Annotated in this window: 18 protein-coding genes and 1 pseudogene; 8 read left to right on the top strand and 11 right to left on the bottom strand. The window is 66.2% G+C overall.

The genetic code is table 11. From position 1 onward, the window contains the following. Nucleotides 1-75 precede the first annotated feature (75 nt). The 5 genes from SGR02S_RS11570 to SGR02S_RS11550 form a co-directional block, all read right to left on the bottom strand. The gene (locus SGR02S_RS11570; protein WP_067109647.1) at nucleotides 76-699 is read right to left on the bottom strand and encodes an FMN-dependent NADH-azoreductase; all 624 of its coding nucleotides are present in this window, start codon (nucleotides 697-699) and stop codon (nucleotides 76-78) included. 13 nt (nucleotides 700-712) lie between these two features. After that, nucleotides 713-1,138: a MarR family winged helix-turn-helix transcriptional regulator gene (locus tag SGR02S_RS11565; RefSeq protein WP_067109644.1), complete on the bottom strand. Its 426-nt coding sequence runs from the start codon at nucleotides 1,136-1,138 to the stop codon at nucleotides 713-715. A 57-nt stretch (nucleotides 1,139-1,195) separates the two neighbouring features. Further along, complete coding sequence (locus SGR02S_RS11560; RefSeq protein WP_067109641.1) at nucleotides 1,196-3,418, bottom strand: TonB-dependent receptor; 2,223 nt, start codon at nucleotides 3,416-3,418, stop codon at nucleotides 1,196-1,198. 118 nt (nucleotides 3,419-3,536) lie between these two features. Beyond that, the gene (locus tag SGR02S_RS11555; RefSeq protein WP_255211457.1) at nucleotides 3,537-4,784 is read right to left on the bottom strand and encodes an acyl-CoA dehydrogenase family protein; all 1,248 of its coding nucleotides are present in this window, start codon (nucleotides 4,782-4,784) and stop codon (nucleotides 3,537-3,539) included. A gap of 78 nt (nucleotides 4,785-4,862) precedes the next feature. Continuing rightward, nucleotides 4,863-5,321: a MarR family winged helix-turn-helix transcriptional regulator gene (locus tag SGR02S_RS11550; protein ID WP_169799677.1), complete on the bottom strand. Its 459-nt coding sequence runs from the start codon at nucleotides 5,319-5,321 to the stop codon at nucleotides 4,863-4,865. A 180-nt stretch (nucleotides 5,322-5,501) separates the two neighbouring features. On the opposite strand from SGR02S_RS11550, the gene SGR02S_RS20765 reads away from it, so the two are divergent. The 3 genes and pseudogenes from SGR02S_RS20765 to SGR02S_RS20710 form a co-directional block, all read left to right on the top strand. Next, the gene (locus SGR02S_RS20765; protein ID WP_439951061.1) at nucleotides 5,502-5,636 is read left to right on the top strand and encodes a transposase; all 135 of its coding nucleotides are present in this window, start codon (nucleotides 5,502-5,504) and stop codon (nucleotides 5,634-5,636) included. 114 nt (nucleotides 5,637-5,750) lie between these two features. Beyond that, nucleotides 5,751-6,077, top strand: coding sequence for a hypothetical protein (locus SGR02S_RS20715; RefSeq protein WP_067109631.1), 327 nt, complete (start codon nucleotides 5,751-5,753; stop codon nucleotides 6,075-6,077). Then, a pseudogene (locus tag SGR02S_RS20710) lies at nucleotides 5,975-6,256 on the top strand (transposase); the annotation flags it as partial. The gene SGR02S_RS20715 and the pseudogene SGR02S_RS20710, both read left to right, overlap by 103 nt. A gap of 7 nt (nucleotides 6,257-6,263) precedes the next feature. Here SGR02S_RS20710 and SGR02S_RS20705 read toward each other — a convergent pair. From SGR02S_RS20705 to SGR02S_RS11530, 4 genes are all read right to left on the bottom strand, one after another. Further along, on the bottom strand, nucleotides 6,264-6,431 hold the full coding sequence (locus tag SGR02S_RS20705) for a hypothetical protein (protein ID WP_369691227.1): 168 nt from the start codon (nucleotides 6,429-6,431) through the stop codon (nucleotides 6,264-6,266). Continuing rightward, nucleotides 6,428-7,090, bottom strand: a complete 663-nt coding sequence (locus tag SGR02S_RS11540; RefSeq protein ID WP_067109628.1) for a hypothetical protein — start codon at nucleotides 7,088-7,090, stop codon at nucleotides 6,428-6,430. Before SGR02S_RS11540 ends, SGR02S_RS20705 begins: the two co-directional genes overlap by 4 nt. A gap of 207 nt (nucleotides 7,091-7,297) precedes the next feature. After that, nucleotides 7,298-7,768 carry a DUF3237 domain-containing protein gene (locus tag SGR02S_RS11535; protein ID WP_067109625.1) on the bottom strand — a complete coding sequence of 157 codons (471 nt, stop codon included), beginning with the start codon at nucleotides 7,766-7,768 and terminating at the stop codon, nucleotides 7,298-7,300. Nucleotides 7,769-7,844: 76 nt separating this feature from the next. Then, nucleotides 7,845-10,025: a TonB-dependent receptor gene (locus SGR02S_RS11530; RefSeq protein ID WP_067109622.1), complete on the bottom strand. Its 2,181-nt coding sequence runs from the start codon at nucleotides 10,023-10,025 to the stop codon at nucleotides 7,845-7,847. A gap of 140 nt (nucleotides 10,026-10,165) precedes the next feature. Here SGR02S_RS11530 and SGR02S_RS11525 point away from each other — a divergent pair, with 140 nt between their 5' ends. Next, entirely contained in the window at nucleotides 10,166-11,545 is a 1,380-nt protein-coding gene (locus tag SGR02S_RS11525; protein WP_169799676.1) for a spinster family MFS transporter, read from the top strand. Between the two features lie 36 nt (nucleotides 11,546-11,581). Here SGR02S_RS11525 and ruvX read toward each other — a convergent pair whose 3' ends face one another. Together ruvX and SGR02S_RS11515 are read right to left on the bottom strand one after the other, a co-directional pair. Continuing rightward, nucleotides 11,582-12,043, bottom strand: coding sequence for a Holliday junction resolvase RuvX (ruvX, locus tag SGR02S_RS11520; RefSeq protein WP_067109687.1), 462 nt, complete (start codon nucleotides 12,041-12,043; stop codon nucleotides 11,582-11,584). Between the two features lie 190 nt (nucleotides 12,044-12,233). Further along, the gene (locus SGR02S_RS11515) at nucleotides 12,234-13,535 is read right to left on the bottom strand and encodes a DUF3089 domain-containing protein (RefSeq protein ID WP_067109619.1); all 1,302 of its coding nucleotides are present in this window, start codon (nucleotides 13,533-13,535) and stop codon (nucleotides 12,234-12,236) included. A gap of 196 nt (nucleotides 13,536-13,731) precedes the next feature. Here SGR02S_RS11515 and SGR02S_RS11510 point away from each other — a divergent pair, with 196 nt between their 5' ends. The 4 genes from SGR02S_RS11510 (at nucleotide 13,732) to gatB (ending at nucleotide 18,914) form a co-directional block, all read left to right on the top strand. Beyond that, nucleotides 13,732-15,480 carry a DUF4153 domain-containing protein gene (locus SGR02S_RS11510; RefSeq protein WP_255211456.1) on the top strand — a complete coding sequence of 583 codons (1,749 nt, stop codon included), beginning with the start codon at nucleotides 13,732-13,734 and terminating at the stop codon, nucleotides 15,478-15,480. A gap of 66 nt (nucleotides 15,481-15,546) precedes the next feature. Continuing rightward, entirely contained in the window at nucleotides 15,547-15,849 is a 303-nt protein-coding gene (gatC, locus tag SGR02S_RS11505) for an Asp-tRNA(Asn)/Glu-tRNA(Gln) amidotransferase subunit GatC (protein ID WP_067109613.1), read from the top strand. 115 nt (nucleotides 15,850-15,964) lie between these two features. Beyond that, nucleotides 15,965-17,446 carry an Asp-tRNA(Asn)/Glu-tRNA(Gln) amidotransferase subunit GatA gene (gatA, locus tag SGR02S_RS11500; protein WP_067109685.1) on the top strand — a complete coding sequence of 494 codons (1,482 nt, stop codon included), beginning with the start codon at nucleotides 15,965-15,967 and terminating at the stop codon, nucleotides 17,444-17,446. Between the two features lies 1 nt (nucleotide 17,447). Then, nucleotides 17,448-18,914: an Asp-tRNA(Asn)/Glu-tRNA(Gln) amidotransferase subunit GatB gene (gene gatB, locus SGR02S_RS11495; RefSeq protein ID WP_067109610.1), complete on the top strand. Its 1,467-nt coding sequence runs from the start codon at nucleotides 17,448-17,450 to the stop codon at nucleotides 18,912-18,914. Nucleotides 18,915-19,147: the final 233 nt, after the last annotated feature.

Below are 19,147 nucleotides of genomic sequence, written 5' to 3'. Positions count from 1 at the left end.
AGCGCAGCGTCTAGGACGCGCGGGCCGATCCCGCAAGCGAAGAAGCAGGGTGATGCCGTATCGAGGGCAGGGCGTTCAAAAACGGGCGGCGGCCGCCTCCAGCTCCGGGGTGAAGGAATCGAGATAGGCGAGCCGCTCCGGCGCGGTGGCTTTCGTGGTCTTGCAGGCGTTGATCACGCGAATATCGTGCAGGCCCATCTGCCGGAAGATGTGCAGCAGATAGGGCAGCTGGAAATCCCCCGGATCGTCGTCGCCCGTCGAGGAACGGGTGAGGATGAACTGGACGGGGCGGTCGCGGAGCAGGCCGAAGTGCTGCCGGGTCGCGGGATCGAACCCGAATGTCCGGCCGGGTTGCATCAGGTGATCGAGATAGCGCTTCACCGCCCACGGCACCGAATAGTTCCACATCGGGCACGACAGCAATATCTTGTCGGCGCGGTCGAAATCCGCGATCAGCCGCTCGGTATCGACCCACGCGACGGTCCCCGCCTCGCTCCGTTCCTCGCCGAACAGCGGCGCCAGCTTGTGGATGGCGTGGACCGCACCGAAATCGGGATTCGCTGCGGCGTCGAACACGTCGATGGCGCCAATCTCATGGCCGGGATGCAGGGCGCGATAGCGGCGCAGGAAGACGTCCGCCAGTTTTCGCGAAGCCGACCGCTCGCCCTTGGGGCTGCCCGCGATATGCAATATCTTCACCTCGTGCGTCTCCTCAGGCTGCGGCGAGATTGGCGATCACGCTGCGCAGCAGCCGTTCGAGCGTCGCGACCTCCGCCGCCGTGAAATCCTGCGTCGCCAGGACATGGACGTCGCGCGCGAGGGGGATCAGCACCGCCTCCAGCGCCTGCGTGCGCCGGGTCGGAAAGACCAGCATCTCGCGGCGGTTGCCGGCATTGCGCCGGCGGCTGACGAAACCCTTTTCCTCCAGCCTGCGAAGCGCGATGGTAGCCGTGGCTTCGGAAATTCCCAACCGGTTGGCCAGCTCGCGCTGGCAGATGCCGTCGGTGCGCCACAGCTGCCGCAGGAAGCTCCACTGGCTCGCCGACACGTCGTGCACCATGGTCCGGTGCTCCAGCAGCCGCTGGAAGGACTGGAAGACCAGACGTGCAAGATCGTGCAGCTGTCCGCCGTCTTGCACATCCGGTCCGTTTTCCCGCAGAGCGTTCCGCATGGCAGGCCCCTCTGCAATGCCGGGTCAGAAGCCCTTGGTGACCTCCAGCGCGATGGTTCGCGACGGATTGACGAACACCGCCCAGCTTCCCGCCACCAGCGGCACGCCGAACGACTGGCTGAACGACACCTTGTTGGTCAGGTTGCGGCCGATCAGCGCGACCTCGAGGTCGTTCGCCTCGGACGCGAGCGCGAGCCGCGCGTCGAGCTTGGTATAGCCGGGCATGATATTGTTGGGATGGCGGTCGTCCTGATAGATGGAGGCGCCGGTATAGTCGGCCGCGACGCGGCCGGTCAGCGCCCAGTCCGACGCCACCGGCACCCGAACCTCGGCATAGCTGTTCCATTTCCACTTCGGCGCGCGCGTCAGCCGGTAGCCGGCGAGGTTCATCGTCGTGCAGCCCGCGGGCGCGTCATAGGTGCAGGCCGCCCCCGGATAATCGGTGTAATAGGCGTCGAGATAGGCCAGCGAACCGCCGATCGTCAGCATGTCGCCGATCCGCAACGCCGCGTCGCCCTCGATCCCGCGCGACCGCGCTTCGGCGGCGTTGCCGGTGGTGAAGGACGATCCGGTGAAGGAGGAGACCTGAAGGTTCGTGAAATCGGTCGTGAAGGCGGCCATGTTCAGGTGCAGCCGGTTGTCGAGCAGGCGCAGCTTGGCGCCGGCCTCCCACGACCGCGCCCGCTCGGGCTCGAACTCGACGCGCCCGGTCAGGCCGAGGCGGCTGTCGTTCGACACATAGCCGCCGCCCTTCGACCCGGTCGCATAGCTGACGTAGACCTGCGCCGAGGGGCCGAACTTGTAGCTGAGCTTCGCCGAATAATCCCACAGCGCCTCGCTGCGCGAGCGGATGAAGACATAGCTGGGATAGGCGAGCACGCTCATTTCCCCGGCGACGCGCGCCTGCTTCGATTCGTGGTTGTAGCGCAGGCTGCCGCTGAAGGTCAGCGCATCGGTCAGATGCCAGTCGATCGCGGCGAAGGGCGACAGCGCCTCGCTCGTCTGGTGGAACGGCAGCCGCGCCGTCCCTTGCAGCAAGGGGCCGATCGGCGGGGTCAGCACCTTGTCGGCGCCGTTCCAGTAGATTTCCTGCAGGATGTCCGACCGCGCATAGAAATAGGAGCCGCCGACGATCAGGTCGACCGGCCCGACGGCGCCCGCGACCCGGATTTCCTGCGAAAGCTGCGAGCTGTTTTCGGTATGGATCGAATCCGAAAAGGCGATGGGGCTGATGTCGATATCGTTCTGCGTCCGGGCGCGCAGCCGCTGATAGCCCGAGATCGACGAAAGCTCGAACCCCCCGCCGAGGTCGAGCTTGGCGGTGACGGTGAGGTTGAGGTTGTTGGTGCGCGAGAATTCGGGATAGGCCGAACTTTGCGCGCGCTCGAACGAGGGGCGTTCGGGCGGGCCGCCGACGGCGGCCGACGCGGCGCGGATCTGGTCGCAGAAGACGCAGTTGCCCAGACCGTTGTAGGTCAGGTTGCCGCCCTTGTAGTTGTTCTCGGCATATTCGGCCTTGAACAGGATCGATCCGCCCCCGCCGGCGGGTTCGAACAGCAACTGGCCGCGGATACCCATATTGTTGTTGCTGTTGTCGTCGCGTCGGGTGACGCGGTTGTACATGTAACCGCCCTCGTGCCCGGCCTGAAAGCTGAGCCGGGCGCTGAGGCTGTCGGTCAACGGACCCGACACGAAGCCGCCGCCGCCATAGCCGTCATTCTCGAACTCGTAGCGGCCGCGCAGTTGCGCTTCGAACTGCCGGGTGGGCGCGCGGCTGATCACGCTGATCGCGCCGGCGTTGGTGTTCTTGCCGAACAGCGCGCCTTGCGGACCGCGCACGACCTCGACCCGCGCGACGTCCATCATCGCGGTCTGCATCGACCGCGACCGGCCCGAATAGACGCCGTCGATGAAGAAGCCGACCGACTGTTCGAAGGCCAGGTTGCCGCCGCCCGAACCGAGCCCGCGCATCGACACGACGAAATTGCCGTTGGTCTGGTCGATCTGCAGGTTGGGGACGCTCGACTGGAGGTCGTTGAACTGGCGGATGCCCATCGCTTCCATGCCCTCGCCGCTGACCGCCGCGACCGACAGCGGCACGTCGAGCAGCGTCTGCTCGCGCTTGGTCGCGGTGACGACGATTTCGGAATCGCGGGCGGCCGACGCGCCGTCGGTCTGGGCATAGGCGGATGTCGGAACGGCAAGGCTGGCAAGCAGCATCGAACGGAACAGCGTAATCCGGTTCATTTTTCCCTCCCATTTTCGGGCGCTCCGCCCCGTCGCCATGACGGGTTTCGCGGGCCCCATTTGTTGTCGGCGCCGGTCCTTTCGCCGCGGGCGTGCGCCTTTCGCCCGCCGCAAGCGATCAGTAGATCATCGAATTGGGTTCCATCCCCAGCATCGCACGGCCGCGCAGTTCGGACGCCGCGTCGATGTCGTAGATGACGTGGTTCGACATGACGTTGATGTCGCGCAGATGCCGCTGCAGCGGATTGCCCCGCATGTGGGCGCCCGCGCCCGCCGCCTCGACCAGCGTGCGGATCGCCTCGCGGCAGATTTCCATCGCGTGCGCGATCTGCAGGCGCATGAAGCTGCGCTGCTCGAAGGTGGCGGGCACCGGCCCCGCCGCGAGTTCGACGTTGCGATTGACCGCGGCGCGCAGCAGCATCTCGGCCGTCGCGATCTGCACGTCGGCATGGGCCAGGCGCATCTGGGCGGCGGGCTTGTCCGATTGCCGGGTCGTGCTTCCCGGGATGACGCGTTGCTGAAGTTGTTCGGCAAAGGCGGCGACCGCCGCGCGCCCGACCCCGACGCCGCCGATCGCTGCGGTGACGCCCAGGAAGGGGGTCATCGGCTGGCGATAGATCGGATTGTCGTACAGGCGCGCGCCGTGGCCGGTTCCGGCCCGCATGTCGTTCATGTTCATCGTGCGATATTCGGGGATGAAGGCGTCCTCGATCAGCAGGTCGTGGCTGCCCGTTCCCTCCATCCCGTCGATATGCCAGGTGTCGAGCACCTTGACCTCGTTCGTCGGCAGGGCGCAGAACAGGGCGCGGCGCTCGGGATCGTCGGGGATCGCGCACGCCACCATCGCCCAGTTGGAATTCATGATCCCGGTACCCCATTTCCAGCGGCCCGAGATGCGATAGCCGCCGTCGACCGGAATCGCCTTGCCCGGGGGCGCGGTCACGCCGGGCGCGATCACATAGGGGACATGGTCTCCGCCGCCGCCGAAAATCTCGTCCTGGAACGGCTCGGGAAATTGCGACAGCATCCAGACATGCTCGACGCAGAATGCGGTGACCCAGCCGGTTGACGCGCAGCCTTCGGCCAGCGGCAGCATCGCGTCGAGGAAGCTGTCGACGTCGAATTCCAGCCCGCCATATTTGCGCGGCATGAAGTGATAGAAACAGCCGGTCGCGCGGATGGCGTTCCACACCTCGACGATCGGGCGCCGTTCGCGCTCGCACGCCGCGGCGTGCCGCTGCAACAGCGGCTTGAGCGCGGTGGTGCGGCGGACCAGGTCTGCGGGCGTGAGCTGGGCCAGTTGCTCGCGCGTCAGGAAATCATCCCCGACCGGAATCGCGGGTTGGACGGTCGGCGGTAATTCCATGTCGGCCACGGCCATTCTCTCCCTCATGTCTTTGGAGGGAGTTTGTCAGGCTGCCTGACAAAGTCAATAGTATACTAACTATTTTCTTTCGGGCGCGCTCAAATCGGGAATGGGACCCCAGTCCGCCGAGATCGCGTCGTCGAGGGCGTCGAGGCGATCCTTCCCCAGGCGGGCGGCGAGATGCTGGTGCAAGGCGTTCATCACCGCTTCGGCGGCGTGCCGGAGCGGCGATGAATCGGGATGGAAGCTGATCTTGTGCGCGCGCCTGTCCTGCGGGTCGGGCCGGACCACCAGGATATTCTGTTCGACCAGCGTCGCGATCATCTCGCTCATCGACTGGCGCGTGATCCCCAGGTTGGCGGCGAGGCGGGCGGGGCGCGATTCGCCCATGGCGATGTTCGCGAACAGCATCGACTGGGTCCGCGTCGGGGTCGGCCAGCCGTCGCGGCGCAGGTTCGACTGGAGCGCCTCGTCATACCAATAGACCGCCCGCAACAGGTGGATCATCGTCATCGGGTGATGGGATGCTTGCGTCATGGGCGGGCCCGTTTCCTGCGTCCTGTTGCTCATCGGGGGCGGCGATGGACCAGATGCACGGCGTTGCCAACCCCGATCCCGCGCCGCGCCGGCCGGGATCGGGCGGGCATATATGGACTTCAGACACGCAAGGACGATTATCCCCGTGTGACAAGTAATGGCTTGTGCTAGATAATCGGCATGAGCAAAGCACCAACCCTGCGCCAGTTTCAGGACCGCTTCCCAACCGAGAAAAGTTGCCTCGATTATCTGATGCGCGTTCGCTACGGTGAGCGTCACAATTGTGAGAAGTGCGGCAAGAGCGCGAAGTTTTAGCGCGTCGCTAAGCGCCGCAGTTATGCCTGCGAATGGTGCGGCCACCAAGTCTACCCGACCGCCGGCACCCCCTTTGACCGGACACGCACGAACCTTCGTGATTGGTTCTTTGTCATGTTCCAGTTCTGCAAGTCGCGCAGCGGCGTGACAGCAAAGAAAGCTGAACGCCAGATCGGCGTGACCTACAAAACGGCTTGGCGCATGTGCCATGAAATCCGCAAATACATGGCGATTGTGGACGGCGATGGCCCCCTTGGCGGCTTCACGAAGCACGTCGAAGTCGACGAAACGATTATCGGCGGCAAGGCGACTGCAGAGGAAGGTCGCCTGTCAAACAAGTCGATTGTCGTCGGCATCGCCGAACGCGGGGGCAAAGTCGTCCCAAGGTTGTTCCCAACCAGCGGCGCGCTACCCTGTTCCCGGTCATCAAGGCGCACGTAAAGCGCCACAGTATCGTCCACACCGATGAAGCGGGCGCCTATCTGACGGTCAATGCCGAGAGTTATTTCCACATGTCTGTGAACCACGGTGCGGGTGGGTATGTCAGCCCGCAGGGTTCGTCGGTGAACTCGATATAGGGCTTCTGGGCACAGCTAAAGCGGTCGATCAACGGCACGCACATTCACGTCAGCCGTCAGCATCTTTCAAAGTATCTGGGCGAGTTTGAGTTTCGTCACAATTGCCGCCATCGCCCTTCGACGATGTTGAACGAGTTGCTGACTTCTTTTGTGCGCTAGGGGCGTCGCCCTGCGCCATCGCGTCCAAGAGAGCGTCGAAGCAGTCATCGGCCTTCAATCTTCGTCATCCTTCATGCGGACCAACTTATAGCGATACAAATCGGCGCCGCGTATAGACAGGTTGCCCACTATAGCGACATCTTCGAAGGCGCAATTGTCAAACTTACAGTGCACAAACCTGTAAGCGAAACGGGCTATTTCGCCGCTATGTCTAGAATCTAGAACATGGGGACCCGGCAACGCAATGAACTCGCTTCGTTCGATGTGGCACGCAAAAAGAGCGACGATTCCAGGGCCAGCTATGTGACAATTTCGAAATGTAACATCCGTTCGAACTTGGTCGCGCCCGAAAATCTCAGGCAGCGTGTGTGTGCCACCTTCAATTATTGTACCTCGCTCGTAAGTATAGCCGGAAATGGAGAGCCCGCGCGCTATCGCCCCCTCTTCGCGCTTCGCTCGACGCGCGGATAACAGGAATGCCCGGGCACCAAGGACGACAAAAGCCATGAAGCCAGTGGCGATAATCGCGAACAATAGCTTATCATGCCAAGCTGCGCCTTCGGCAGTCGCTTTGATCCAAGCGAGCCAACCCGTCGAGACGGGAAGCCCAGTCACGCCCGCAATCCAAGGCCAGTTGTCTTTGACCATCTGACCAAAAGACCAGTGGCTTTCAGTAGCCTGAGCCAGCCTGCTCGCCTTGCTAAGTTTGTTTCCCATTTCCTCCTCATATCACCGCCCTTCCTATGAGGGGAGGCGGGATCTACTTGTCGGAAAGGGCTAGTCGCCCACGCAAGGGCCCGTTCCCTGGCGAAAGCCGGGGTCCAGATGGCATGGTGCCGCGCGGCATGGACCCCGGCGTTCGCCGGGGAACGGTTGGCTGTCGAAAAGGGATCATGACCGATCGCGCGATCGATCCTGCCCGCGCTACAGCAGTTCGAACACGTCGTAACGGACCGCGCCGCCGACGCTGGCGCCGAGTCCGACCGCGACGATATCGTTCAGCCAGCGATAGCGCTCGTCCCCCGTTTCGAACATCGGCGTGGTGCGGAAATAGACTTCGGCCTTGTCCTCGGGAGTCTTCGGGCCGCCGTTTCGCGCGTGCTTGTGCGCGGCCGAAAGCGGCCGCAGCACGCCGCGATAGGAAACGTAGATCAGGGCGCCGTCGTGCGTTTCCATCGTGATGCGGGCGTCGAGCCGCAGCGTGTCGTTGTCGTCGATCGTCGCCCAGTCGCCGCCGCTCGGCATCACCCGGCCGCGCAGTCGCTCGCCTTCGACCTCGCCGCCGGTCAGCGCCGCGATCATCCGGCGTCCGAAATGCGCCTTGCCGATCATCTGCTGGGGCTCGGTGAAAGCGGCGCGATAGGAACAGAGGTAGCGGAAGCGGGGTTCGTCCATCGGTCATCCTTTCGGAAAAGAAGCGGGAAGCGAAAAAGGGGGAGGGCGGCTCCGTCGGGCGGAGCCGCCCGCCGCGTCAGAAGCTGAACGCGACCGTCGCCCCATAGGTGCGCGGCGGCGCATAGGGGGTCAGAAGCTGGCGATAGGCGGAGAACCAGGTGACATAGGTCGGCGTCAGCTCGTTCGTCAGATTCTTGCCCCACAGCGACAGCTCCCAGCCATCGTCGGGGTTCGACAGCGACAGGCGCGCGTCGACATTCTCGTGCGCGGGCCAAAGCTGCTGCGGGATGTTCGACGCCTCGAAATAGGCGTCGTCGACCCAGCTGTAATCGACCCGCAGCTTTGCCGTCAGGTCGCCGATCGGGCGTTCGAACTGGCCGCCGATGTTGAACTTGTTGCGCGGCGAGCGCGGCAGCTGGTTGCCGGTATAGTCGGTGCCGGGGATCGCATATTCGATGAACTTGGTGTCGAGCCACGAATAGCTGCCGTCGATCTGGAGCCCGTCGACCGGGCGCACGACGGCTTCGACCTCGATCCCCTTGATCCGCGCCTTGGCGGCATTGCTGACGACGACGCAGCAGAGCGGGACGAGCTGCGAGATCTGCAGGTCCGAATAATCGGTCCGGAAGGCCGCGACGTTCAGGCGCAGCCGGCGGTCGAGCCAGTCGGTCTTCGCGCCGATTTCATAGCCCCAGGCGAATTCGGGGTCGTAGGGGGTAGAGGCGCCCGCCGCGGTGCCCGACAGCCCCTGGAACCCGCCGCTCTTGTAGCCGCGCGCGACCGAGGCGTAGAGCAGGACGTCGTCGGTCGCCTTCCAGTTGAGCGCGAACCGGGGCGTGAAGGCCTTCCAGCTCTTCTTGCCCGTGACGTCGTAGCCGTCGAGCGACCCGAGCGGCGGCGGCAGGCCCGGGCCGTCGTCGGCCTTGTATCCCGCGAAGCGGCCGCTCTTGCGCTCCCACGTCATGCGCGCGCCGACCGTCGCGGTCAGCGACGGGACGATCTCGACGTCGACCTGGCCGAAGATCGCGAAGCTGCGCGCGTTGACCGACTGTGGATAGATGCCGGTCCCCGATCCTTCGGGGGTCGGAAAATCCTGAATCTGCCCTTCGATGCGGTCGTTGTTCTCCTTGAGGAAATAGACGCCGGTCTGGCCTTTCAGGCGGCCGCCCCACGCGTCGAAGGCCAGGCGCAGTTCCTGGCTGAACTGGCTGTTGTTCTCCTCGCCGAAACTGGTCGATTCGATCTGCGCCGGCGGGTTGATGGGGTTGCTGAAGAAGGGCGTGACGAAGTTGAACTTGACCTTGCGCAGCGCGGTGAGCGAGGTCAGCGTCCCGAACGGCAGGTCGATGTTGACCTCGCCCGAATAGGTCTGGATCGTCCGCTTGATCTCGCCGTCTATATAGGCGTTCACGACGCGCGGGTCGGGATTGATGCCGACGCAGTGGATGCCGTCCTGAAAGCTGCTGTCGCAATTGTTGTGGCGCGGATTGCCCTTCTGATCCTGGTGCGAGATGTCGGCGCGCAGGATGATGTCGAGCGTGTCGTTCGGGACGAAGCGCAGCGCCGCGCGGCCCGTCGTCAGGTTCAGGTCGTTGACGCGGTGGCCCGTCGTCTCGTTATATTCGAAGCCGTCGCGCTGCTTGTGCGAAACGCCGGCCGAAAAATAGATGGTGTCGGTCAGCGCCATGTTGCCGCGGGCGGTCACGCCGATGCGGTCGTAATTGCCGTAGGTGCCCTCGAAATGAAAGCTTTCCTCGTCGGTCGGCTTGCGGCTGACGAACTGGACGAGGCCGCCGATCGCATTCTTGCCGAACAATGTCCCCTGCGGTCCGCGCAGCACCTCGACCCGTTCGAGGTCGAGCGCGTCGAGGTCGGGCGTGCCGCCGCGCCCGGCATAGACGCCGTCGACGAAGACGACCACCGACGGGTCGCCGCCGGCATTCTGGCTGATGCCCGGCGCGCTGCCGATGCCGCGCATCGAAAAGTTGGTGTTGACCGGGTCGACCGCGCTGATCGCCAGGCCGGGGGTGCGGATCGCGATGTCCTGCACCGTCTCGACGCTGTTGTCGCGGAGCTGGTCGGCGCCGAAGGCGGTGACCGAAACGGGCACGTCCTGCAGCCGCTGTTCCTGGCGCTGCGCGGTGACGATGATGTCGTCGCTGTCGCGCGGCGCGCTGTCCTGCGCCGCGGCGGGCACGGCTATCGCCGCGGTGCCCGCGAGCAGCAGCGTGCTTATCCTGATTTCCGTTCTAGCCATCTCTCATCTCCCGACCCGCCGGCCCGCGGTTCATATCCGCTTGACTCAGCCCTATTTTTACTTAGCGTTCTAAGTAATATTTCATATATAACAGCATGATCGAGCGCGCAAGGGCGCGCCGTGCGCGAAGGGACGGGATGATGGCGAACGACGGCGCAACGATCCGATCGCGGCAGGAGCCATCGCCCGACGCGGGCGCCGAATCCCCGCAATGGCCGCGTCCGGTCTATGGCTGGTACGTCGTCGGCGTCCTCCTGCTCGCCTATACATTGTCCTTCGTCGACCGGATGATCCTGAGCCTGCTCGTCGCGCCGATCCGCGCCGCGCTCGACATCTCGGATACCGAGGTCAGTCTGCTGATCGGGCTGGCCTTCGCGCTTTTCTACACGCTGCTGGGCCTGCCGCTGGCGTGGATCGCCGACCGCTGGAACCGCCGCAACCTGATCCTCGTCGGCGTCGCGCTGTGGAGCGTGATGACCGCGGGCTGCGGCTTCGCGGGAAGCTATGCCACGCTGTTCCTCGCGCGCATGGGCGTCGGGGTGGGCGAGGCGGCGCTGTCCCCCGCCGCCTATTCGATGCTCAGCGACACCTTCCCGCGCGACCGTCTGGCGCGCGCGCTGGCGGTCTATTCGATCGGGGTGCCGCTCGGCTCGGGCGTGGCGATGATCCTCGGCGCCTTCGTCGTCCAGGCCGTGCTCGCCGCGCCGATGGTCGATCTGCCGTTCGTCGGCCCGGTCGAGGCGTGGCGGACGATCTTCCTGTGGGTCGCGGCGCCGGGATTGCTGGTCTGCCTGCTGCTCCTCACCGTCCGCGAACCGCTGCGCCAGGGACGCCGGCAGGCCGCCGCCCGCGCCGACGAGCCGCCGGCGCCCGGCTTTCTCGCTCACCTCGTCCGCCAGCGCGCGGCGCTCGGCGCGCTGTTCGTCGGCATGGCGCTGATCGGGCTCGTCATGTACGGCGTGATCGCCTGGGTTCCGACCTTCTTCTTCCGCACCTATGGCATGGAGGTGTCGCGGGCCGGGCTGTGGTTCGGCGTCATCATGGCGATCGGCGGCGCGGCGGGGCTGGTGCTCGGCGGCACGCTGGCCGACCGGATGTTCGGCAAGGGCGTCGCCGACGCGCATCTGCGCGTGATGCGGCTGTCGATCCTGCTGGGCGGCCCGCCGCTGCTCGCCGCGGCGCTGATGCCCGATGCGGTGCTGGCGTTCGCGATGCTGGCGCTCGCCTTTCCGATGCTGACGATGCACGGCGTCGGGACGGTGGCGTTGCAGCTCATCACCCCGAACGAATATCGCGCCCGTGTGACGGCGCTCTATTTCTTCATCGTCAACCTGACCGGGCTGGGTTTCGGTCCGATGCTGATGGCGCTGCTCACCGACCATCTGTTCGGCGACGATGCGGCGCTGCGCTATTCGATAGCGCTGGTGACCGGCGTCGCCATGCCGCTGGCGGCGATCATCCTGACCGTGGGCTTTCGCGCCTTTGCCCGCGAACTGGCGAAGATGTCGGACGACGCCTGATCCTGTCCACGGCGATCCGCCGATCGGGTCAGGCGCTCACGCCCGCACCAGCGCGTCGATCGCGCCTTGCAGGATGAAGGCGGCGGCGGCGCTGTCGATGCGTTCGGCGCGTTTCGCGCGGCTGACGTCGGCGGCGATCATCGCGCGCTCGACCGCCGCGGTCGACCAGCGCTCGTCCCACAGCAGCACGGGCAGGCCCAGCGGCGCGAGGTTGCGCGCGAAGGCGCGCACCGACTGGGTGCGCGGACTGTCGCTGCCGTCCATGTTGAGCGGCAGCCCGACGACGAGGCCGACGACCGACTGCGCGGCGACGAGCCCGCGCAGGGCATCGAGATCGGCGGCGAACTTGCCGCGGCGGATCGTCCGGTCGGGGGTCGCGAAGCTCCACCCCGCGTCGCACAGCGCGACCCCGATCGTCTTCGTCCCGACATCGAGCCCGGCGAGGCGTCCGCCGTCCGGAAGCGCGGCGGCGAAATCTGGGGCGAGGGTGAAAATCATCGATCGGTCCTTATCGCCGGATTCCGTCATGCTGAACTTGATTCGGCATCCATTCGGCGCCTCGCCAGAAATGGGGCGCCGAATAGCCCCCCGATCGAGGACCCGTTCCCCGGCGAAAGCCCGGGTCCACGCGGAGCGGCGCGATGCCGTCTGGACCCGGGCTTTCGCCGGGGAACGGGAAGATTGCCGATCAAGTGCGGGGTGACGAGGGAGCGGATGCGGGTGTTGCGGCAGCCGTTGGCGCCACGGCGGGCGGAACCGGCGAAGGCTTGCCCTCGAACGCCGCGAGCCGGCGCAGCACGTCGGCGCGGACGTTCGCCCAGAACAGGGTGATGTCGTAGACGTGGTAATTGTTGCCCGGCAGCACATAGCCCGGAACGACATAATCCTTCACGACGTCGGCCTGCCCGATCATCAGGAAGCCGCGCGCGTCGTCGCACGTCGCGCCGACCTTGCCGGGGATCAGGCGGCCCTCGGTGAACTTCGCCTCGGGTTTCAGCGTGCCCAGATTGGCCTCTGCGGGCGCATCGGTGTCCGGAATCCCGGTGATCGGATTGGTGCACAGCATGCGCGTTTCGGCGCGCGGGCGGCCGTCGAAGCCGATGGTGCCGTCATAGGCCTCGGTCACCATCGCCGGATCGGCGGGCTCGGCGAAGCTCGCCCACGACAGGATGCAGCCCTTCTGGTCGGGGGTCGTGCAGGCGGGAAGGCCGAGCGCGGGCAGGTCGGTTTCGACCGAGATCGGCCAGCCGACGATATAGGCGGCGACGACGCGCTTCGCGAGCGGGGTGCCGGCGACGCGATTCTTCAGCAGCGTTTCGAGATGCAGCGCGCCCTGGCTGTGCCCCGCGAGGATGATCGGCCGGTTTTTCGGGATCGCGGCCAGAAAAGCGTCGAACGCCTGCTCGACATCGCGATAGGCGGCGTCGATCGCCTTGCCCGCGGTGACGCGGTCGGTGGCGAGGAAAGCCCCCAGCGTCGCCTGGCGATAGCGCGGCGCCCACACCTCGCCCGCGTCGGAAAAGGCGCTCGCCATGCCGCGCACGAACAGGTTGGCGCGGTGGTCGGCGTCGCGGTCGGAGAGCGGGGCGTTCCAGCTCGACTTGCTGTAATAGCTTGTCGGATGGACGAAGAAGATCGCCGCGTCGCCTCGAACAGCGGGGGCGGATACGGCGGCCGGCGCGGCGGCGCGGGCGGGCGGCACGATCTGGCCGCGCGCCTGCGCCGCGTCGTCGCCGGAAGCGTCGCCGCCCGACGCATCGTCGGCAAGGTCGGGGCGCCATTTCGACGGATCGTCCTCCATCCCCGGCCGCGCGAACCACATCTCGGGATCGTCATAGGCGTTGGGCGCGGCAACGACCTGCGGCTTGAATTCGGCGCTGGGGACGAACGCGACCCGCGCGACCCAGCCGGGGAAAAGCTGATAGACGACGCCGGCGGCAAGGATCAGCAGGATGATCGCGGCGATCAGATAGAGGAATTTGCGGGCCAAATGCGGGCTCCATGGGAGAGAAGAGGCGAACATCCTTACCCGTTCGTGTCGAGCGAAGTCGAGACACCCATCGGTTTGGCGCTGCCCCGATAGGCATCTCGACTTCGCTCGACACGAACGGGAAAAGAAAATCCCGTCGACGGGCGCCATGCTATCTGGCTTGCGCGCGTACCCGAAACAAGCCCAGATGTCGCGCATGACCGATGCGCCCGCCCGCCCGTCCGCCCCCGAGTCGCACCGTCTGGACGGCAGCGATCCGCCGTGGCCGCTGCGGCCGTGGATCATGGCGGCGGTCTGCTCGGTCGCGGGGCTCGCCTTTCACCTGCTCGTCGACCATTTGTACGAGGACCCGCTCGCCGCCTGGCGCAGCGCGCTCGCCGCCGCGGTCGCGGTGGGGACGATCACCTTCGTTCTGGGGGTCGAGCTTCGCCGCTGGCACTGGGCGCTGGGCTTCGCGCTGCTGTGGGGCGCGGTGATGGGGCTGATCGTCTGGCAGTCGGCGGGCTACAATATTCACGGATCGCCGGTCGAATGGCCGTTCTGGTCGGGGATGCTCGCGGTGCTCGTCGCGACGCCCCTGTTCCAGACGCGGCGCGACGTCGCGCCCGATGCCCGCTTCTGGCGGCTGTGGCGGATGCCCTACGACCGGCTGCACGGTCATGCGTGGACCGACGCCGTGATCGGCGCGGCCGGCCTGGCCTTCGTCGGCGTTACCTTCCTGCTCGTCGTGCTGATCGGACAGATGTTCAAGCTGATCGGGATCGACGTCATCGAACGGCTGCTCAATGACGAATGGTTCGGCTGGATGCTCGCGGGGGCGGCCTTCGGCGGCGCGGTGGGGCTGCTGCGCGAGCGGGACCGGCTGGTCGCGACGCTCCAGCGGCTGGTGATGATCGTGCTCGCGGTGCTGGCGCCGGTGCTCGCGGTCGCGCTGGTCCTCTTCCTCGTCTCGCTGCTCGGAACCGGATTGCAGAAGCTGTGGGATTCGGGCTTTTCGACCGCTGCGCTGATGATGGCGGCGGCGGCTTTCGCGGTGCTGCTCGCCAATGCGGTGATCGGCAACGGGCGCGAGGATCGCGCGACCAATCCGCTGCTGCGCTGGGCCGCGCCGGTGCTGGCGGTCGCGGTGCTGCCGCTCGCGGGCATCGCCTGTTATTCGATGGGGCTGCGCATCGGCCAATATGGCTGGACCCCCGAACGCCTGTGGGGCGTGATCGCGGCGGCGGTCGCGCTCGCCTACGGCGTCGCCGGGGTGTGGGCGGTGGTCCGCGGACGGCGCGATTTCGACGACTGGCTGCGCCCCTTGCAGCAGAAGCTCGCGATCGGATTGATGCTGCTCGCGCTGTTTCTGGCGCTGCCGATCCTCGATTTCGGGGCGATTTCGGCGCGCGACCAGCTGGCGCGGCTGAACAGCGGCGCGACCCCGGCGGCAAAGTTCGACTGGGCGGCGATGGCGTTCGATTTCGGCCCGGCGGGGCGGGCCGCGCTGCGCGACATGACCCGGTCGCCGCAGAAGGCGCGCGCCGACGCCGCAAGGGCCGCGCTCGCGGCGAAGAATCGCTGGGACCTCGCCGGGCCGCGCGGGCCGACGCTGCTGAAACCGTTCGCGGAGCGGCTGCGCATCGTCCCGGCGGACCGCGCGATCCCCGCCGAAGCGCTCGCGCGGATCGAGGCGAGCTATATGTGCGCCCGCGCCAAAGCCTGCGTCGCGATATGGCTTTCCGACGACCGGATCGGCGTGCTGGGGCAGCAGGAAGCGGGCGAGGCGCTGCAATTCGACCATGTGACGCGCAATGCCGAGGGCCAGTGGGTCCAGGGCGACGCGACGAGCCCGCGTCCGGCGCGGCCGGGGCTCGACCTGTCGAAGGCGCGGGTCGAGGTCGAAACGGTTCGCCAGCGGCGCATCACGGTCGACGGCGTGCCCGAAACCGGCCCTTTCGATTAGGCGCCGCTTGATGCGCAGGGGGGAGGGTGCTAGCGGCGCGGCGTCCCCCGCACGAGGCAGGAAGCTATGGCAATCGATCAGGCAACGGTGAAGAAGATCGCGTCGCTGGCGCGCATCGCGATCAGCGATGCGGAGGCCGCCGCGATGGAAGGCGAACTCAACAATATCCTCGGCTGGGTCGAGCAACTCGGCGAGGTCGACGTGAGCGGGGTCGAGCCGATGACGGCGGTGATCCCCAACACGCTGCGGCTGCGCGACGATATCGTCGACGCCGACCCGCTGACCGGCGGCAACCGCCGCGACGACGTGCTGGCGAACGCACCCGAGCCGCAGCACGGCTTCTTCGGCGTGCCCAAGGTGATCGAGTGATGACTGACGCTATGGTTCCAGCCGTTTGTCCTGAGCTTGTCGAAGGACCGTCCTTCTTCGACGCGGCCGGGAAAGAACGGTGCTTCGACAAGCTCAGCACGAACGGGTTTTGATGATGACTGATTTGACCAATCTCACCGTCGCGCAGATTCGCGACGGCCACCGCGCGGGCGATTTCAGCGCCGTCGAGGTCGCGGAGGCGTTCAACGCCAATGTCGCGGCCGCGAAAGCGCTCAACGCGTTCATCGTCGAGACGCCCGAACAGGCGCTCGGCGCGGCGAAGCAGGCCGATGCCGACCGGGCCGCGGGAACGCTCAAGCCGCTGTCGGGCGTGCCGATCGGCATGAAGGACCTGTTCGCGACCAAAGGCGTCCAGACCACCGCCGCGAGCCACATGCTCGAAGGCTTCGTGCCGCGCTACGAATCGACCGTGTCGCAGAAATTGTGGGACGCGGGCGCGGGGATGCTCGGCAAGCTCAACCTCGACCAGTTCGCGATGGGCTCGTCGAACGAGACGAGCTTTTTCGGCAACGTCATCTCGCCGTGGAAGCGGAACGACGGCGGCAACGCAGCGCTGGCACCCGGCGGCTCGTCGGGCGGCAGTTCGGCGGCGATCGCGGCGCGGCTCTGCCCCGCCGCGACGGGCACCGACACCGGCGGCTCGATCCGCCAGCCCGCGGCCTTCACCGGCATTTCGGGGATCAAGCCGACCTACGGCCGCTGCTCGCGCTGGGGCATCGTCGCCTTCGCCAGCTCGCTCGATCAGGCTGGGCCGATGGCGCGCGACGTGCGCGACTGCGCGATCATGCTTCAGAATATGGCGGGCTTCGACCCCAAGGACGCGACCAGCCTCGACCTGCCCGTGCCCGATTGGGAAGCCGCTTTGTCGAGTGATCTCAAGGGCAAGAAAGTCGGTATTCCCAGGGAATATCGACTGGAGGGCATCGATCCCGACATCGATGCGATGTGGGATGCCGGCATCGCGATGCTCAAGGATGCCGGGGCCGAGGTCGTCGAGATCAGCCTGCCGCACACCAAATATGCGCTGCCGGCCTATTATATCATCGCCCCCGCCGAAGCCTCGTCGAACCTCGCGCGCTACGACGGGGTGCGCTACGGGCTGCGCGATCTGCCGCAGGGTGCGGGGTTGCAGGACATGTATGCCGCGACGCGCGCCGAAGGCTTCGGGCCGGAGGTCAAGCGCCGCATCATGATCGGCACCTATGTGCTGTCGGCGGGCTTCTACGACGCCTATTACACGCAGGCGCAGAAGGTGCGGACGCTGATTTCGCGCGATTTTTCGGCGGCGTTCGAGACGTGCGACGTGATCCTTGCCCCGACCGCGCCGTCGGCGGCGTTCGGGCTCGGCGAAAAGACCGCCGACCCGCTGTCGATGTATCTGAACGACGTGTTCGCCGTCCCCGCGAGTCTTGCGGGGCTGCCCGCGATGTCGGTCCCCGCGGCGCTCAACCGCGAAGGGCTGCCGCTGGGCCTGCAGATCATCGGCAAGGCCTTCGACGAGCAGGGCGTGCTCAACGCCGGGCTGGCGATCGAGGAACGCGCGGGCTTCACCGCGCGGGCGGAGAAATGGTGGTAAGATGACGGACTATCGCATCAAGGGCGAAACCGGCGAGTGGGAGGTCGTGATCGGCCTCGAGGTCCATGCGCAGGTCACCTCCAACGCCAAGCTTTTCTCGGGCGCCGCGACGGCGTTCGGGGCCGAGCCGAACACGCAGGTGTCGCTGGTCGATGCCGCGATGCCCGGCATGCTGCCGGTGCCGAACCGCGAATGCATCCGCCAGGCGGTGCGCACCGGCATGGCGATCGACGCGCAGATCAACAAATGGTCGCGCTTCGACCGCAAGAATTATTTCTATGCCGACCTGCCGCAGGGCTATCAGATTTCGCAGCTTTATCATCCGCTTGTCGGCGAAGGTTCGCTGACGATCGAGGCGGATGAGAAGGCGGGGATCGACGAGGCGAAGCGCATCGCGATCGAACGCATCCATGTCGAGCAGGACGCCGGCAAGCTGATGCACGACCAGCATCCGACGATGTCGTTCGTCGACCTCAACCGCTCGGGCGTCGCGCTGATGGAGATCGTGTCGAAGCCCGACATGCGCTCGCCCGCCGAGGCCGGCGCCTATCTGCGCAAGCTGCGCGCGATCCTGCGCTACGTCGGCTCGTGCGACGGGAACATGGAAGAAGGCTCGATGCGCGCCGACGTCAACGTCAGCGTCCGCAAGCCCGGCGAAGCGCTGGGCACGCGCACCGAGACGAAGAACGTCAATTCGGTCCGTTTCGTCATGCAGGCGATCGAATATGAGGCGAAGCGCCAGGTCGAGGTGCTCGAATCGGGCGGCACGGTCGACCAGGAAACGCGCCTGTTCAACCCCGACAGCGGCACGACGCGGACGATGCGGTCGAAGGAGGATGCGCATGATTACCGCTATTTCCCCGACCCCGACCTGCTGCCGCTCGAACTTGACGATGCGTTCCTCGACGAATGCCGGGCGAGCCTGCCCGAACTGCCCGACGCCAAGCGCGCGCGCTACGAGGCGGCGGGGATTTCGGCCTATAACGCCGGCGTGCTGACCGCCGAGGTCGAGAGCGCGCGCTGGTTCGACGCGCTGCTCGACGCGGGCGCGGAGCCGAAGGCGGCCGCCAACTGGATGACCAGCGAGCTGTTCGGCGCGCTCAACCGGCTGGGCAGGGAGATCGCCGATTCGCCGGTCGGCCCGGCGCAGGCGGCGGAACTGCTCGGCCTCGTCGCCGACGGCACCATCTCGGGCAGCATCGCCAAGCAGGTGTTCGAGATCATGCTCGAAACCGGCGACGATGCGGCGGAGATCGTCGAGGACAAGGGCCTTCGGCAGACGAGCGACACCGGCGCGATCGAGGCGGTGATCGCCGAGGTGCTGGCGAAGAACCCGAACCAGCTCGAACAATATCGCGGCGGCAAGGAAGCGCTGTTCGGCTTCTTCGTCGGCCAGACGATGAAGGCGATGCAGGGCAAGGCGAATCCGCAGGTGGTGAACGAACTGCTGAAGAAGGCGCTGGGATAAGCGGTCGCGGCTCCGGCCGCGCCCCGGCTTAGAGCATCGAGCATTAAATCTGAACCGTTTGCCCCCCGCTTTCGCGGGGGCAGGCTCTGAGCTGTCGAAGGGGGCCGTTCTTTCTTTTGGCGCCGCAAGAAAAAGGACGGTGCTTCCCCCGGGCTTGATCCGGGGTCAGCACGAACGGCAGAAAGGGTGATGCAGGTTTAACGCACGATTCTCTAAGGTCTGTGGGGATTTGG

The sequence above is a fragment of the Sphingopyxis granuli NBRC 100800 genome, from assembly GCF_001591045.1.
GTDB classification, from domain to species: Bacteria; Pseudomonadota; Alphaproteobacteria; order Sphingomonadales; family Sphingomonadaceae; genus Sphingopyxis; species Sphingopyxis granuli.
The sequence above is the reverse complement of the archived record's forward strand: the minus strand, read 5'-3'. Positions and strand labels throughout refer to the sequence as shown.